A 13409-nucleotide genomic window follows, 5' to 3' on the forward strand; every position below is an offset into this window, starting at 1 on the left:
ATTTTTGTTATGTGACAGCGTTTTTTATTATCTTAGTTTTTTAATATAAAGGGCATCAGATAAAATGGTTTCAGCATAAGATTTTCTTCCTGTCCAATATCCTTTTGAGATAACAGATATATATTATGCACATTTTTTGAAAACTTTTTATAAAACTCCTTGATTGATCCATGCTTACCGATACCGGAAGATTTAATTTCAAAAGCATTTACTTTACTTCCCTTAGAAATCAAAAAATCCACTTCATAATAATGTGTACTTCCAGCTTTTTCCCATGTATGATAATATAGTTCTCTACCTGATGCAGCAATCATCTGGGCAACAAGATTTTCGTATAGATATCCTAAATTTGCCGGTAATTTATCTGAAAGCAGCTTTGCGTACACATCATTTTCGGTTACCGGACGATCCATAAACATTAACGTAACAAACAGTCCTGTATCTGAAAGATATAATTTATAACTATCAAAATCTTTTGTATCTGTCAAACTGACTCTAGGATCTGTCGAATTAAAACATGGTAAAATTGTCTTAGAATCGATCAGTTCAAACAACAATTCATCTGTTTTTGTCTTACCTCTCTTTCCGATTGCAGTTGTAACCCGGTATTTTCTCGAATCTTTTGCCAACTGAGCTGGAATTGAATGATAGAGTGCAGATATTCTCCCAGATGCATCAATTTTTTTAAAATCTTCTTCATAAAGTGCGATGATCTGTCTTTTTACCATATCTATTTCTGAAAAATTTCTACCTTCTATATAAGCTTCTACTGCCTGCGGCATACCACCAACAGCCATATATATTCTAAGATCTCTCATCAATTTACGGTTTGTAGCCTGTCCAATGGATGCACGCATATCATATATTTGCTGTAAAAGTTTATAGTTATTACCCGTCGCATTACAAAATTCTTCATAATCCATTGGATATACCTGAATTTTCATTTCCTCAGATGGAATTAAAATATCTTTTACATTTTTCTTTATGGAAATCAAAGAACCCGTTTCTATATAACTGTATCTTCCATCAGCTACAAGATGTTTGATTGCCTGTCTAGCCTTAGGAAATAGCTGTACTTCGTCAAATATGATTAACGATTCCTGTTTATACAGCGTTACTCCGGTTTCTGCTTGTAGTCTTAAAAAAAACATATCCAGATTTCCGATATCATCAAAACATTCCCGTATAGTATTCGTTGTTTTTGAAAAATCGATCAAAATATATGACTTATATTCATTTTTCGCAAAATTCTCTGCAATCGTAGATTTGCCAACTCGTCTTGCCCCTTCGAGCAAAACTGCATATTGGCCTGAATAATGCTTTTTCCATTCTAACAAACTATTATATGCTTTTCTTTCAAAATACATAGAATCCTCCTGAATATAAACTGTTATAGCATAAAATGTGCTTTTCTTCAAGATTCTATATTTCCATTTTATGCATTTCTTCAAAGTTTTATTCCAAAAAAGCGTGCATTTCTTCAAGATTTTTAAATATTAAATCAATCATGGCAAAATTTTATCCACATCTGACGTCCTCATAATACGGATTGCCGCAAACGCAGATACTATCCCAACGGCAGCTCCCATCAATACATCTGTCGGATAATGTACCCCGACATAGAGCCTTGATAAACAGATCAATATTCCTAATACAAATAGCGGTATACCTGCTTTCTTTGGAAGTTTCTTTAACAGGACAACCGAAGCAGCCATCGAACAGGTCGAATGACCGGATGGAAATGATGCGTCATGCGGCATTTTTCCAATAAACCGTAATCCTTCTACTACTTCATACGGTCGGATACGGTTGACTATGTTTTTTAATAAAAGATTTGTAATCACAAATCCGATCAGAATTGCCACAAGGCTTGTCAGTCCTGTCTTTCTGTATTTTACAAAAAATAGTAATAACACAGATAACACAAGCCAGAACCAGCCGGCATTTCCGAGATTTGTAATAAAGGTCACTACCTGATCTAATCTGTCTTTCCTGACATACTCCTGGATCCACAACAGGATATTTCCATCTAAAGTTAAAAACCAGTTCATCTTTGTTCCCTCATTTTTTCGTTATCATTATTTGAAGCACGGATTGCTTTCTTGCTACGCAGCTCCCACAATTTTATATTTATATTTTTGATATTCCCATCATATATTTGATTAAGGCTTTCTCCGGAGTATATCCATGCAGTTTTTACAATTTCTATCAGAATCCATCATTCCCATTACGATATTTATGATACTTTCCTACGCCCTGTTAAACCGTCAGAATGTGTACCAGGATTTTTTGAAAGGTGCAAAAGACGGATTTTTGACCGTTATTGATATCCTGCCAACTCTGATCGGTCTGATGACGGCTGTCGGAATCTTACGTGCCTCCGGCTTTCTGGATTTCTTTTCGGATCTTTTAAAAATCCTGCTGGGACCTTTGCATATTCCGACAGAACTGCTCCCTGTTGCTGTCATCAAAATGTTTTCCTCATCTGCTGCAACCGGTCTGCTCTTAGACCTGTTTAAAACGTATGGAACAGATTCTTTTATCGGACTTTCTGCTTCTATTATGATGAGCTGTACAGAAACAATCTTCTATACCATGAGCATCTACTTTATGCATATCCATGTAAAAAAGACTCGTTTTACGCTTGCCGGTTCGCTTTTTGCCGTGATCAGCGGAATTGCGGCAAGTATTTTTCTTGCGGGGCTGTTGTGCTAAATATTCGAAGCGTTGTAGATTATTTGTAAAAAACCACAGGCATTCATCATAACCTGTGGTTTATATATTCTCACTTTATCCTCTATAACACTTTCGAGAGAAAATCCTGCAATCTCGGATTCTTCGGGTGATTGAAAAATTCTTCCGGTGTATTTTCTTCCATGATGATTCCTTCATCCACAAACAGCACTTTGCTTCCAACTTCTTTTGCAAAGCCCATTTCATGTGTGACAACAACCATCGTCATACCGCTGTCTGCTAACTCTTTCATAACGTCAAGCACTTCACCTACCATTTCAGGATCAAGTGCAGAAGTCGGTTCATCAAACAGCATCACCTTCGGATTCATTGCAAGGGAACGGACAATTGCAATCCGCTGTCTTTGTCCACCGGAAAGCTGTGACGGATATGCATCTGCTTTTTCAGTCAGATTGACTCTTTTTAAGAGATTAAGTGCTGTTTCCTGCGCTTCTTCTTTGTTCATCAGCTTTAATTTCGTTGGCGCTAAAATGATATTATCCATGATCGTTAAGTTGTTAAACAGATTAAAGTTCTGGAATACCATTCCCATATGTTCCCTTACTTTGTTGATATCTGTTTTCGGATCTGTGATCAGTTTTCCATCAAACCAGATCTCTCCGCTTGTCGGTGTTTCTAAGAGATTCATGCAGCGTAAAAAAGTACTTTTACCGGAACCTGACGGTCCTACGATAACGATCTTTTCACCTTTTTCCACATGATAATCAATGCCTTTTAATACTTCTGTTTTACCAAACGTTTTATGCAGATTTTTAACGGTGATCACCTTTACGCAGCCTCCTCTCTAATCTCTCTAACAATTTACTCAATATCTTAATAATAATAAAGTAAATAACTGCGGCACCGATCAACGGCATAAATGCTTCATATGTCCTTGATGTTACCTGACTCGCAACTCTTGTCAGATCAGAAAGACTGACATAACCTACGATCGCAGTTTCTTTTAACAATACAATAAATTCATTACCGATCGGCGGGAGTACATTCTTGATCGCCTGCGGCAGAATGATATAACGCATCGTCTGCGCTTTTGACAATCCTAACGAACGTCCTGCCTCCATCTGTCCATGATCGACAGCCTGGATTCCTGCACGCATGATCTCTGATACATAGGCACCGCTGTTGATACCAAAAGTCAGGACTGCTACAAGCACTCCGTTTTTGCTGCTTGACATCACGATAAACCACATGATCAGTAACTGTAATACAGACGGTGTTCCTCTGATAATATCAATGTATGCCTGTGCAAGGTAGGAAAATATCGTACGTTTTCCCGTTCTTGTCGTAGACATCTTCATCAATGCGATCACCGTACCGATCACCACACCTAAGATTGCTGCAAATACAGCAATTTGTATTGTAACCCCTAATCCCTGTAGATATAGTTTCCATCGGTCACCATCGATAAAAGCGATCCGAAACTTATAAGCAACATCTGCCATCCATTCCTGCATAGATTTTCTCCAATTCTATCTCTTAGTTCTGCTCAATATATGTAGCAACTAATTTATCAAATGTTCCGTCTTCTTTGATATCTTTTAATGCCTGATTCACTGCACTTACTAATGCTTCATCACCCTTTGGCATTGCGATCGCATATTCTTCTGCTTCAAAATCAAAGTCTGCACCATCGATCACTTTTACATCATCACCGAATTTTTCTGCAAATACTTCTGCCGGATTCTTGTCGATGATCACAGCATCTACTCTGCCATTGATCAGATCGTTGACAGCATCTACACCCTTATTGTACTGGGATGCAGTTGCATCAGGAATATCTTCTACAATAAAATCTCCGGTTGTTCCAAGCTGTACACCGATTGTCTTTCCTTCTAAATCACTTGCCGATGCGATTGTGGAGTCTGCCGGAACAATTACATACTGGACTGCTTCATAATATGGATCTGAGAAATCTACCATATTCTTACGCTCATCTGTAACTGTCATACCAGCAATGGCAACATCGATCTTACTTCCGATAGAAGCTACTAAGGAATCAAATTCCATATTTTCTACTTCTACTTTCACACCCATTTTCTCACCGATCGCTTTAATGAGTGCCATATCAAAACCATCTGGTTCTCCATCATCACCTACATATTCAAATGGCGGAAATTCTGCATTTGTTCCAACGGTCAGTACTCCGTCTGCGATCGCATCACTTTTATCTGATGCACCTTTTGAACCACATCCTGCCAAAGCAACTGTCATAGCTAAAGCAAGTACTACTAATGTCTTTTTCATAATCTTGTATCTCCTTTCAAAATCCTCATTATTCCTCTGAATCTTTTTTATTTTATCATCTTTATGCATAATTACAAGTATAAAAATGCATTTTATTGTCTTTCCATATTTTACATTGCAAAAATTGCGCTTCAACGGAATAATAGAAAGTATGAAAAAAAGATTACAAACCCAGTTTTCTACCAGACAATATATGCTGTCAAAGGATTTTAAGATCTACTATTATAATGATACTTCTCTGACCAATGTTGGCAGGCATGAGCAGGTTACGATCTGTGTAAACAGGCACTTACTACCTTACAGAATATGATCGCAGCTGCGGTACTGATACAGGTCGCTATGATCGCAGGGGCTATGATCCCCGCAGCATCGACACTTCCGTACTGCTGCCGGTAAGCGATCATATTGACCGGTATTAACTGTAAGGAAGATATGTTTATGATCAGAAAAATGCACATCTCCTTGCTTGCGATATGAAGATCTGTTTTCTTTCTCTCTTTCTGCAGATCAGACAGTGCCTCCATCGCTTTTAACCCTGCCGGCGTGGCTGCCCAGCCTAACCCAAATATATTTGCGATCATATTTGTTGCAATATACTGATTTGCCGGATGTCCTTTTGGGATATCCGGAAATAAAAAATGCAGTACCGGCATCAGTTTTTTGGTCGCACCTTCAATGATCCCTGCATTTTCAGCGATCCGCATGATCCCTACCCAGAAAGACATGATTCCCATCATTGTGATCGACAATGTGACTGCTTCTTTTGCAGAACTTAATGCTGCTTCTGTCACTTCCGGCAGTGTTCCGTTAAAAGCGGCATAGACCACTCCGGTAATGATCATCATTCCCCATAAATAATTCATCGCAGACAATTCCCTTTTTTTACTTATATTATGCCAGCTTTATCACACTTATGAGATACATATTTTTCCTGATTTTTCATATGCTTTAATAAACTTATCTTGCCGAGGTCTTACTTGAATCTAAAACCGTTCCATAAAAAAAGATTTTTCATCTGCTTTTTATTTCTGTTCGTAACTGTCTTTATCCTGACTTCCTGTCAGGCACCCTCCAAACTGATCTCCTCTGTTTCGCTGACGAAAGAGCAGCGTTCCTTTGACCGCTATACGAACGATCTTTTCGTACAGGAATTAAGCAGTAATACGATAAACCTGCATTACACACTCGCTGATCCTGACAGTTTTGACATCAAAGATCCTGCTATTTCCCTTGGCAGTCTTTCCAAAGATGCACATCATGCCTCGATCGCCCAGCTGGAAAATATGTCCGCTGTGTTATCCGAATTTGATCCGACGCTCCTTTCCGCAAAACAGCAGCTTACTTATGATATTTTAACCTCGTACTGTAATAGGGAACTTTCTGCCACTTCCTTTTATTATTATCATGAGCCGCTCCGTCCGACGACCGGAACGCAGTCTGAATTACCGATACTTTTAGCTGAATATACCTTTTACAAGCCTTCAGATGTAACCGATTATCTCGCACTTCTTGCCTGCATGGACGTTTATTTCAAGGAAATTGCTGTTTTTGAAGTGGAAAAATCAAAAGCCGGACTTTTTATGCCGGATTTTGCAGCAGAAACGGTCATCAATGCCTGTCAGACATTTACCGCCAATCCCGATAAAAATTATCTGATCGATACATTTGATACACGTATTGATGCCATGGCTGATTTCTCCGATAAAAAAAAGACGGAATATAAAGACTTAAACCGCTCCCTGATCCAGAATCATGTGATTCCTGCCTATAAAATGCTGACGGATACTCTTTCTAAGTTAAAGGACAGTGGTTCTAAAAACGGCAGCCTGAGTGGATATGAAAATGGGAAAGCATATTATGAATATCTAGTCGCTGTCAATACCGGTTCTGATAAAACGATCCCGGAACTACAGAAAAGAACGGAAAAGCAGCGTACAGATGACCTCTTAACAATCCATAACCTGCTTGTCAAAAATCCGAAACTGCTATCGGCAGATGATCCCAAACTGTCTTTTTCAACACCCGAAGAAATGTTAGATCATTTATTAGAAGCGATACAGACGGATTTTTATCCTGCACCGGAAACACATTATGAAATCAACTATATCCATAAATCCTTAGAAGATACCTTAGCTCCTGCATTTTATCTGACTGCACCGATCGACCGGACAGACCATAACGTCATTTACTTAAATGGCAAAAGCAATTATCAGGGACTTTCTTTATTTACGACACTTGCACATGAAGGTTATCCGGGGCATTTATACCAGACAACCGGTTCTTATCATGCAGGACTTACGCCTTTGCGTGCCATCTTAAATTATCCCGGTTATGTCGAAGGCTGGGCAACTTATGTGGAAATGCTCTCTTACCAATATGCCGGACTAGACCATGATACTGCTGATATGCTCATGCATAACCAGTCTGCTCTCTTAAGCCTTTATGCAACGATCGATATGGGGATCCATTACGATGGCTGGAGCCTTTCTGATACGGCTTCTTTTTTAAATGGTTATGGAATTAAGGATTCTGATACAATTCGAAGGATCTATGAACTGATCATTGAAGAACCTTCACATTATCTGAAATACTATATCGGGTACCTCGAATTTTTAGAATTGCAGGAATTTGCCAGAAATGAATTTAAAGATGATTTTTCCATGCATGCATTTCATCAGGCGGTTATCCGCATGGGACCCGCCCCGTTTCCGTTATTAAAGAAATACCTGCATGACTTTTATACGATATAAATACAAAAAAGTCCCTGCACAAAAACATTTCTGGCACAGGTCAAAACAACTGCTGGATTGACCTGTGCCAGATTGATTTTACACATTTCATATTTCTACATGCTATCTCTTATTTTAAAAGTTCTGCATAAACATCACGCTTACTGATGCCTCTGTCTTTTGCCACCGCTTTCATGGCGGCTTTCCGGTCTAAACCCTGTGACTCATAAAGTGCCATATGTTCTTCGGTCGTCATGCTTTCCCATGATTTTATTTCCGCTTCACGGATTTCAGAGCGGTTTTTCCCTTCTATAACCAGTACAAACTCGCCTCTGATCTCCTCTGTTTCGTAATATGTGACCGCATCTTCTAATGTTGTCTTTCTCTTTTCCTCAAACTTCTTCGTCAGTTCACGACAGATCGTAACGGAACGGTTTCCTAATGCCTGATAGAGTTCCTTTAAGGTCTTTAACAGATGATGCGGTGCTTCGTAAACGATCAGCGTTCTCGTATCCTGTTCCATTTCCTTTAAGACTTCTGCCCGTTCCTTTTTATCTTTTGGCAGAAATGCTTCAAATGAAAACCGCCTTGTTTTCTGTCCCGACATTGTAAGTGCAGTGATACAGGCTGCTGCTCCCGGAAGGGAAGTCACTTCAATCCCGCTTTCATAACAGATACGCACCAGATCTTCTCCCGGATCTGAAATTCCCGGCGTCCCTGCATCGGTGATCAGTGCGATATTTTCTCCTGCCCGCATTTTTTCCACAAGCTGATATGCTTTATCGATCTTGTTATATTCGTGATAGCTGGTCAAAGGTGTTTTGATCTCAAAATGGTTAAGCAGCCGGATTGAATTTCTGGTATCTTCCGCTGCGATCAGATCAACTTCTTGTAAAGTTCTAAGCACCCGCATCGTAATATCTTCAAGATTTCCGATCGGCGTTGCACATAAATACAGCTTTCCTGCCATCTTCGTTCTCCTTCTTATTTCATAATTACTGTAACAATCCTCTCTGATATTACAGCCATTTAACTAACGCCCTGATATTTAATACCCATAAATATCATAGATTTCATCTGTATACACGCCCTGCTCTTTATATACGATCAGAGGTTTTTCCACTGTGAGTCTGGAATTCCCCCCTTTTAACCCCTCGATCAGTACCATATTCGGCTCTTTATCCACAAAAGGATAGACTAACTTCATACGCTTTGGTTCTAACCCATACGATAACATCTTACTCATGATCTCCGCTAAACGGAACGGTCTGTGCACCATATAAAACCTGCCTTTTGGTTTTAAAAGCTTAACACTTTCCCTTAAAATATCATCTAATGTACAAAGCACTTCATGTCTTGCGATTGCTTTTGCCTGATTATCCGAGGACTGCCCATGATTTCCGATCATATATGGCGGATTCGTTGTGATCACATCAAAAGAAGATGCCCCAAATCGCTTTGAAGCATCTTTTATATCACCGGTTATAATATCAATCTTTGCTTCAAGGTGGTTATATGCCACACTTCTTGCTGCCATGTCTGCACTTTCCAGCTGGATCTCGAGTCCGGTAAAATGCTCTCCGTCTGTCTTTGCCTCTAATAAAATAGGAATGATCCCTGTTCCTGTTCCAAGGTCCAGGGCACGCTCCCCTTTTTTTACGGCTGCAAAACCGGAAAGCAGTACGGCATCCATGCCAAAACAGAATTTTTCGGCATTCTGAATGATATAATAACCATTTCGATGTAATTCATCTAAGCGTTCTCCCGGTTTTAGATTATTTTCCATCGTCAATTTTTGATTTTCCTCCCTTATCCTCTAAAGAGGCAAGTTCTTTTAATTCTTTTTCCGATAATTTTACATCTTTACGACGCTTAGGGCGGAATTTTAATTCATTTACCTTATATTCCCTAGCTTCTTTCTCATCATCGATCTCTACAATGACTTTTACATTCTGCCGTAAGACATTGACACTCTGCACTTCTGCTTTTAAGCCCTCTGGTGTTGTCACCGTATCACCGATTCCCGGAAGGCGGGCATTTAAGTATTCGTATGTGTCCTGCTCATTCTTAAGACAGCACATCAACCGTCCGCAGACTCCGGAGATCTTCGTCGGATTTAACGAAAGATTCTGTTCCTTTGCCATCTTGATCGATACCGGAGCAAATTCAGATAAAAAGGTATGACAGCACAATGCCCTTCCGCAGATACCTACACCGCCTAAGATCTTTGTTTCGTCCCTGACACCGATCTGTCTGAGTTCGATCCTTGTACGGAATACTGCTGCAAGGTCTTTTACCAGCTCACGGAAATCAATCCGTCCGTCTGCTGTAAAATAAAATAACAGCTTATTGTTGTCAAATGTGTATTCTGCATCAACTAACTTCATATCTAATTTATGCTTTGCTATTTTCTCAAGGCATATCTTAAATGCTTCTTTTTCTTTTTCCCGATTCTTTTTGACGGTTCTTTCGTCTGCATCTGTTGCAATACGGATCACAGCTTTTAACGGCTGTATCACCTTTTCATCGTCAACCTCTTTCGGGGCTAAGATCACGGTTCCCATTTCTACCCCGCGGGCAGTTTCCACGATCACATGCGTTCCCGTCGTGATATCTAAATCTGCCGGATCAAAATAATATATCTTACCGGCATTGCGAAACCGGACTCCAACTACCTTTATCATTCTAATTCTCCTTTATAGTCAATAGTAAAAGTTCTATCACAAGTTCAAAATTAACATTTGCACGCAGACGGGCTTTCGCTTTTTCCAACGCTTCTAAGATCAGCTCGATGCCCTCATAGGAACTTTTGCTTGCTGCTTTTTTAATATCATAGATCTGATCTTTTAATACCAGCTTGTTTGCGTCTGCCGTTGCTTTATATAAAAGTACATCGCGATACCATACCATCATCAGGTCAAAGTAATCCGTGATCTCTAATTTATATTCGGTAATCTGTTTTACCGCCTGAGTCATTTCATACAGGTCAATATCTTTTAACCTCTTGATAAGCTGTAGGGCGGAATTTTTCATCTCATTGAAGTTTTCTGAACTTGATAACTCGATTGCCTTGCCGACATTCCCCTGTGCAAAAGCAACACAGATATCAGCCTGATAATCCGGTATCTGCTTTTCTTCCATTAAATAACGCCGGATCTTTTCATCGGCAACCGCTTTTAAATCTAAACGCACACATCTTGAAAGGATCGTCGGAAGAAAACTATCTGCATTCGTGGTCAGAAGAAGGATACGTGCATAAGCCGGCGGTTCTTCGATCGTCTTAAGAAGTGCATTCTGTGCCTGTACATTCATCTTCTCTGCTTCATCGATAATATAGATCTTATATCTGCTGCTATATGGCTTTAATACAATATCATCATTTAACTGTTTACGGATATCTTCCACACCTAATGTATTCGGTTTCTCATGCGTCACATAGATGATATCCGGCTGGTTTCTTCCATCTGCCTGCCTGCAGGAATGACATTCCCCACATGGCACCGTTTTTCCTTTTTCACATTCGAGCGTCTTTGCAAACGCCTCCGCTAACATCATCTTACCGGATTTATCCGCTCCATTTAAAATATATGCATGGCTCACTTTATCCATTGCGATCGCATTCTGAAAATATTCGATGATCTTTTCATGCCCAATAATATTTGAAAAATCTTTCATGTCAGTCACTTTCCTCTATATGATCTCGTTCTGCCGGCTTTCGTTTTTATTCACAGGTATCTCATCTTAAGTAAAAATATCTAATATCAATCCCTGTATCTCACCAATCTTCTCTAAGATCGAAAGATGGTCTTTTTCGTCTTTGACCAGTTCACCTGCTAATTCATCTAAATTCTCATCGATCAGACGGATGATACCATAAACTCTGTGTCGTCCTCTCCGGTCAAGAAAATTCTCTCTGGAAAATTTGTGGGAACGGTTTACAACTTCGTTTAAGAAATCTTTCACAAGACCTCTGTACTTTTTCATATCGCGGATATCCATATGCTGTGCGATCCGCTCTCCCTGTGTTGTAATATCATTCAACAGGGTATTTAAACGTTCCTGAAGTTCTGCTTCACCAATGGCACTCGTCAGCACAAACTTGAAATTTCCATCAGAAGTCTGCACTTTTGCGGTCGTATCCACTGATGCAGCGGGTGTCATTTCATTTACTTTTAGATCCATTGGATACTCCTTTCCTGCAAACACCTGAATCTACCTTTTAGTATAATATAGTATCTAAAAATTGACAACGTTTATCCTCTCATTTATTATATCGGCAATTCCCTGCAGGTTCAGCCGGAGTTTTATACTTTTTCTGATATTTTCGATGCAGCTTTTATCAATGATCTCCCCCGGTATAAGTACCGGTATCCCCGGTGGATATAAGTAGACATAGCTGCCCGATATCTTTCCTTCTGCTTCATCAAAAGGAATGGCTGTTACCGGAAGTTCCATGGCTTCATACAGTTCTGATCTTTTCTCCCTTGGTGTATAAAACTGCCGGATAAATTCTGTGATATCATCTTCTTCCTGCGTAGAAATCGATACGTCGATCTCAGCTAATGCCTCATACAGTCTTTCAAACCCTTCCATGCGATCCATGATACTCGTCATTGCTAAGACATAAAAACCGGAAACCATTTCCATCTGTAAATGATATTTATTTAACAAGACTTCATAGAGCCTGCTGCCGCTCATCGTCGTATGTCTGACCGATATCACGATCTTCGACGGATCAAGGTCATATCGTTCTGCGTCTGAGAAATCCTCTTTTTTCATAATATGGATATGCTTTAGATTTTCTGTCTTCTTATAAAACCATTCTAATTTTTTATAAAATTCTTCAAATAAGTTCTCTTTATCCTGATCTAACAGCCGGATACATTTCTCCATTCCAGCCATTAACACATAAGACGGTGAACTTGTTTCATAGATATCTAAAAAACGTTCAATGGATTCGGGCTGTACCAGATCCGAATGCAGATGGAGTAATGCTGTCTGTGTAAGTGATGGAAGTACCTTATGCATACTCTGGATCACCACATCTGCTCCTGCCCTTACAGCCGTCTGCGGAAATGCTTCATACATTCCAAAATGTGCGCCATGTGCTTCATCTACGATCAAAGGAACATGAAATGCATGTGCGGTCTCTGCAATTTTCGCAACATCACTTACAATTCCCTCATACGTCGGAGAGGTGATGATAACTGCTGCAATATCTGAATTCTGCTCTAATTTTCTTCTTACTTCATCTGCACAGACTGCACCAAAAATGCCAAAACCGGTCATACATGGATTAAGGTATTCTGTTTTTAATCCCCGTAAATATACTGCATGATAGACAGATTTATGGACATTTCTTGCCATTAACAATGTCTTTTTCGGTGGAACTGCTGCGGATATGGCGGCTAAAATCCCACAGGTACTGCCATTAATCAGATAATAGCTCCTATCTGCTCCGTATAACGCCGCCGCCCTCTTTTGCGCCTGCAGTAAAATCCCTTCCGGCGCATGTAAGTTATCAAATCCGTCAATCTCTGTAATGTCGATCGTATAGGGATCCGGCATATGAAATGGGACTCTTTTATGTCCCGGCATATGAAAAGGATAATAGTCACTTTTGGCATACTGCTCTAGTTTTATATCTAAAAATTCTGTTTTTTCCCCGTTATGCATAGTATC

14 protein-coding genes are annotated in these 13409 nt (G+C 39.6%); 2 read left to right on the forward strand and 12 right to left on the reverse strand.

Annotated features, from left to right (window positions below):
• Window positions 1-32: 32 nt before the first annotated feature.
• Window positions 33-1367, reverse strand: a complete 1335-nt coding sequence (locus H8S17_RS06865) for an ATP-binding protein (protein ID WP_178050935.1) — start codon at window positions 1365-1367, stop codon at window positions 33-35.
• A 138-nt stretch (window positions 1368-1505) separates the two neighbouring features.
• Window positions 1506-2051 carry a phosphatase PAP2 family protein gene (locus H8S17_RS06870; RefSeq protein WP_186866723.1) on the reverse strand — a complete coding sequence of 182 codons (546 nt, stop codon included), beginning with the start codon at window positions 2049-2051 and terminating at the stop codon, window positions 1506-1508.
• 136 nt (window positions 2052-2187) lie between these two features.
• Here H8S17_RS06870 and H8S17_RS06875 point away from each other — a divergent pair, with 136 nt between their 5' ends.
• Window positions 2188-2715: a spore maturation protein gene (locus H8S17_RS06875; protein ID WP_186866724.1), complete on the forward strand. Its 528-nt coding sequence runs from the start codon at window positions 2188-2190 to the stop codon at window positions 2713-2715.
• A gap of 82 nt (window positions 2716-2797) precedes the next feature.
• Here H8S17_RS06875 and H8S17_RS06880 read toward each other — a convergent pair whose 3' ends face one another.
• The 4 genes from H8S17_RS06880 to H8S17_RS06895 form a co-directional block, all read right to left on the reverse strand.
• Window positions 2798-3520 (reverse strand): amino acid ABC transporter ATP-binding protein, encoded by a 723-nt coding sequence (locus tag H8S17_RS06880; protein WP_186866725.1) that lies wholly within the window; start codon window positions 3518-3520, stop codon window positions 2798-2800.
• The gene (locus H8S17_RS06885; RefSeq protein ID WP_243237996.1) at window positions 3507-4208 is read right to left on the reverse strand and encodes an amino acid ABC transporter permease; all 702 of its coding nucleotides are present in this window, start codon (window positions 4206-4208) and stop codon (window positions 3507-3509) included. The genes H8S17_RS06880 and H8S17_RS06885 overlap by 14 nt, the downstream gene beginning before the upstream one ends.
• Before the next feature lie 22 nt (window positions 4209-4230).
• Window positions 4231-4998 (reverse strand): basic amino acid ABC transporter substrate-binding protein, encoded by a 768-nt coding sequence (locus H8S17_RS06890; protein WP_186866726.1) that lies wholly within the window; start codon window positions 4996-4998, stop codon window positions 4231-4233.
• A gap of 266 nt (window positions 4999-5264) precedes the next feature.
• Window positions 5265-5861: a nucleoside recognition protein gene (locus tag H8S17_RS06895; protein WP_186866727.1), complete on the reverse strand. Its 597-nt coding sequence runs from the start codon at window positions 5859-5861 to the stop codon at window positions 5265-5267.
• 114 nt (window positions 5862-5975) lie between these two features.
• Here H8S17_RS06895 and H8S17_RS06900 point away from each other — a divergent pair, with 114 nt between their 5' ends.
• Complete coding sequence (locus H8S17_RS06900; RefSeq protein ID WP_243237997.1) at window positions 5976-7748, forward strand: DUF885 domain-containing protein; 1773 nt, start codon at window positions 5976-5978, stop codon at window positions 7746-7748.
• A 109-nt stretch (window positions 7749-7857) separates the two neighbouring features.
• Here H8S17_RS06900 and rsmI read toward each other — a convergent pair whose 3' ends face one another.
• The 6 genes from rsmI to H8S17_RS06930 all read right to left on the reverse strand — a co-directional run bounded on the left by rsmI (window position 7858) and on the right by H8S17_RS06930 (window position 13403).
• A complete protein-coding gene (gene rsmI, locus H8S17_RS06905) occupies window positions 7858-8697 on the reverse strand; it encodes a 16S rRNA (cytidine(1402)-2'-O)-methyltransferase (protein ID WP_186866728.1) in 840 nt (279 codons plus the stop codon).
• A gap of 78 nt (window positions 8698-8775) precedes the next feature.
• Window positions 8776-9513 carry a tRNA1(Val) (adenine(37)-N6)-methyltransferase gene (locus tag H8S17_RS06910; protein ID WP_186866820.1) on the reverse strand — a complete coding sequence of 246 codons (738 nt, stop codon included), beginning with the start codon at window positions 9511-9513 and terminating at the stop codon, window positions 8776-8778.
• Window positions 9503-10411 carry a PSP1 domain-containing protein gene (locus H8S17_RS06915; protein ID WP_186866729.1) on the reverse strand — a complete coding sequence of 303 codons (909 nt, stop codon included), beginning with the start codon at window positions 10409-10411 and terminating at the stop codon, window positions 9503-9505. The genes H8S17_RS06910 and H8S17_RS06915 overlap by 11 nt, the downstream gene beginning before the upstream one ends.
• Window position 10412: 1 nt before the next feature.
• The gene (locus tag H8S17_RS06920) at window positions 10413-11402 is read right to left on the reverse strand and encodes a DNA polymerase III subunit (protein ID WP_186866730.1); all 990 of its coding nucleotides are present in this window, start codon (window positions 11400-11402) and stop codon (window positions 10413-10415) included.
• Window positions 11403-11468: 66 nt separating this feature from the next.
• The gene (locus tag H8S17_RS06925) at window positions 11469-11909 is read right to left on the reverse strand and encodes a YaaR family protein (protein ID WP_178050945.1); all 441 of its coding nucleotides are present in this window, start codon (window positions 11907-11909) and stop codon (window positions 11469-11471) included.
• Window positions 11910-11963: 54 nt separating this feature from the next.
• Window positions 11964-13403 (reverse strand): aminotransferase class I/II-fold pyridoxal phosphate-dependent enzyme, encoded by a 1440-nt coding sequence (locus H8S17_RS06930; RefSeq protein ID WP_186866731.1) that lies wholly within the window; start codon window positions 13401-13403, stop codon window positions 11964-11966.
• Between the last annotated feature and the right edge of the window lie 6 nt (window positions 13404-13409).

This window comes from Roseburia zhanii (genome assembly GCF_014287635.1).
In the GTDB taxonomy this organism is placed as follows: domain Bacteria; phylum Bacillota; class Clostridia; order Lachnospirales; family Lachnospiraceae; genus Roseburia_B; species Roseburia_B zhanii.

Coding starts and splice junctions, on each gene's coding strand:
- H8S17_RS06865 (WP_178050935.1), bottom strand. CDS start 1,367: ATGTATTTTGAAAGAAAAGCATATAATAGTTTGTTAGAATGGAAAAAG.
- H8S17_RS06870 (WP_186866723.1), bottom strand. CDS start 2,051: ATGAACTGGTTTTTAACTTTAGATGGAAATATCCTGTTGTGGATCCAG.
- H8S17_RS06875 (WP_186866724.1), top strand. CDS start 2,188: ATGCAGTTTTTACAATTTCTATCAGAATCCATCATTCCCATTACGATA.
- H8S17_RS06885 (WP_243237996.1), bottom strand. CDS start 4,208: ATGCAGGAATGGATGGCAGATGTTGCTTATAAGTTTCGGATCGCTTTT.
- H8S17_RS06890 (WP_186866726.1), bottom strand. CDS start 4,998: ATGAAAAAGACATTAGTAGTACTTGCTTTAGCTATGACAGTTGCTTTG.
- H8S17_RS06895 (WP_186866727.1), bottom strand. CDS start 5,861: ATGAATTATTTATGGGGAATGATGATCATTACCGGAGTGGTCTATGCC.
- rsmI (WP_186866728.1), bottom strand. CDS start 8,697: ATGGCAGGAAAGCTGTATTTATGTGCAACGCCGATCGGAAATCTTGAA.
- H8S17_RS06910 (WP_186866820.1), bottom strand. CDS start 9,513: ATGGAAAATAATCTAAAACCGGGAGAACGCTTAGATGAATTACATCGA.
- H8S17_RS06915 (WP_186866729.1), bottom strand. CDS start 10,411: ATGATAAAGGTAGTTGGAGTCCGGTTTCGCAATGCCGGTAAGATATAT.
- H8S17_RS06920 (WP_186866730.1), bottom strand. CDS start 11,402: ATGAAAGATTTTTCAAATATTATTGGGCATGAAAAGATCATCGAATAT.
- H8S17_RS06925 (WP_178050945.1), bottom strand. CDS start 11,909: ATGGATCTAAAAGTAAATGAAATGACACCCGCTGCATCAGTGGATACG.
- H8S17_RS06930 (WP_186866731.1), bottom strand. CDS start 13,403: ATGCATAACGGGGAAAAAACAGAATTTTTAGATATAAAACTAGAGCAG.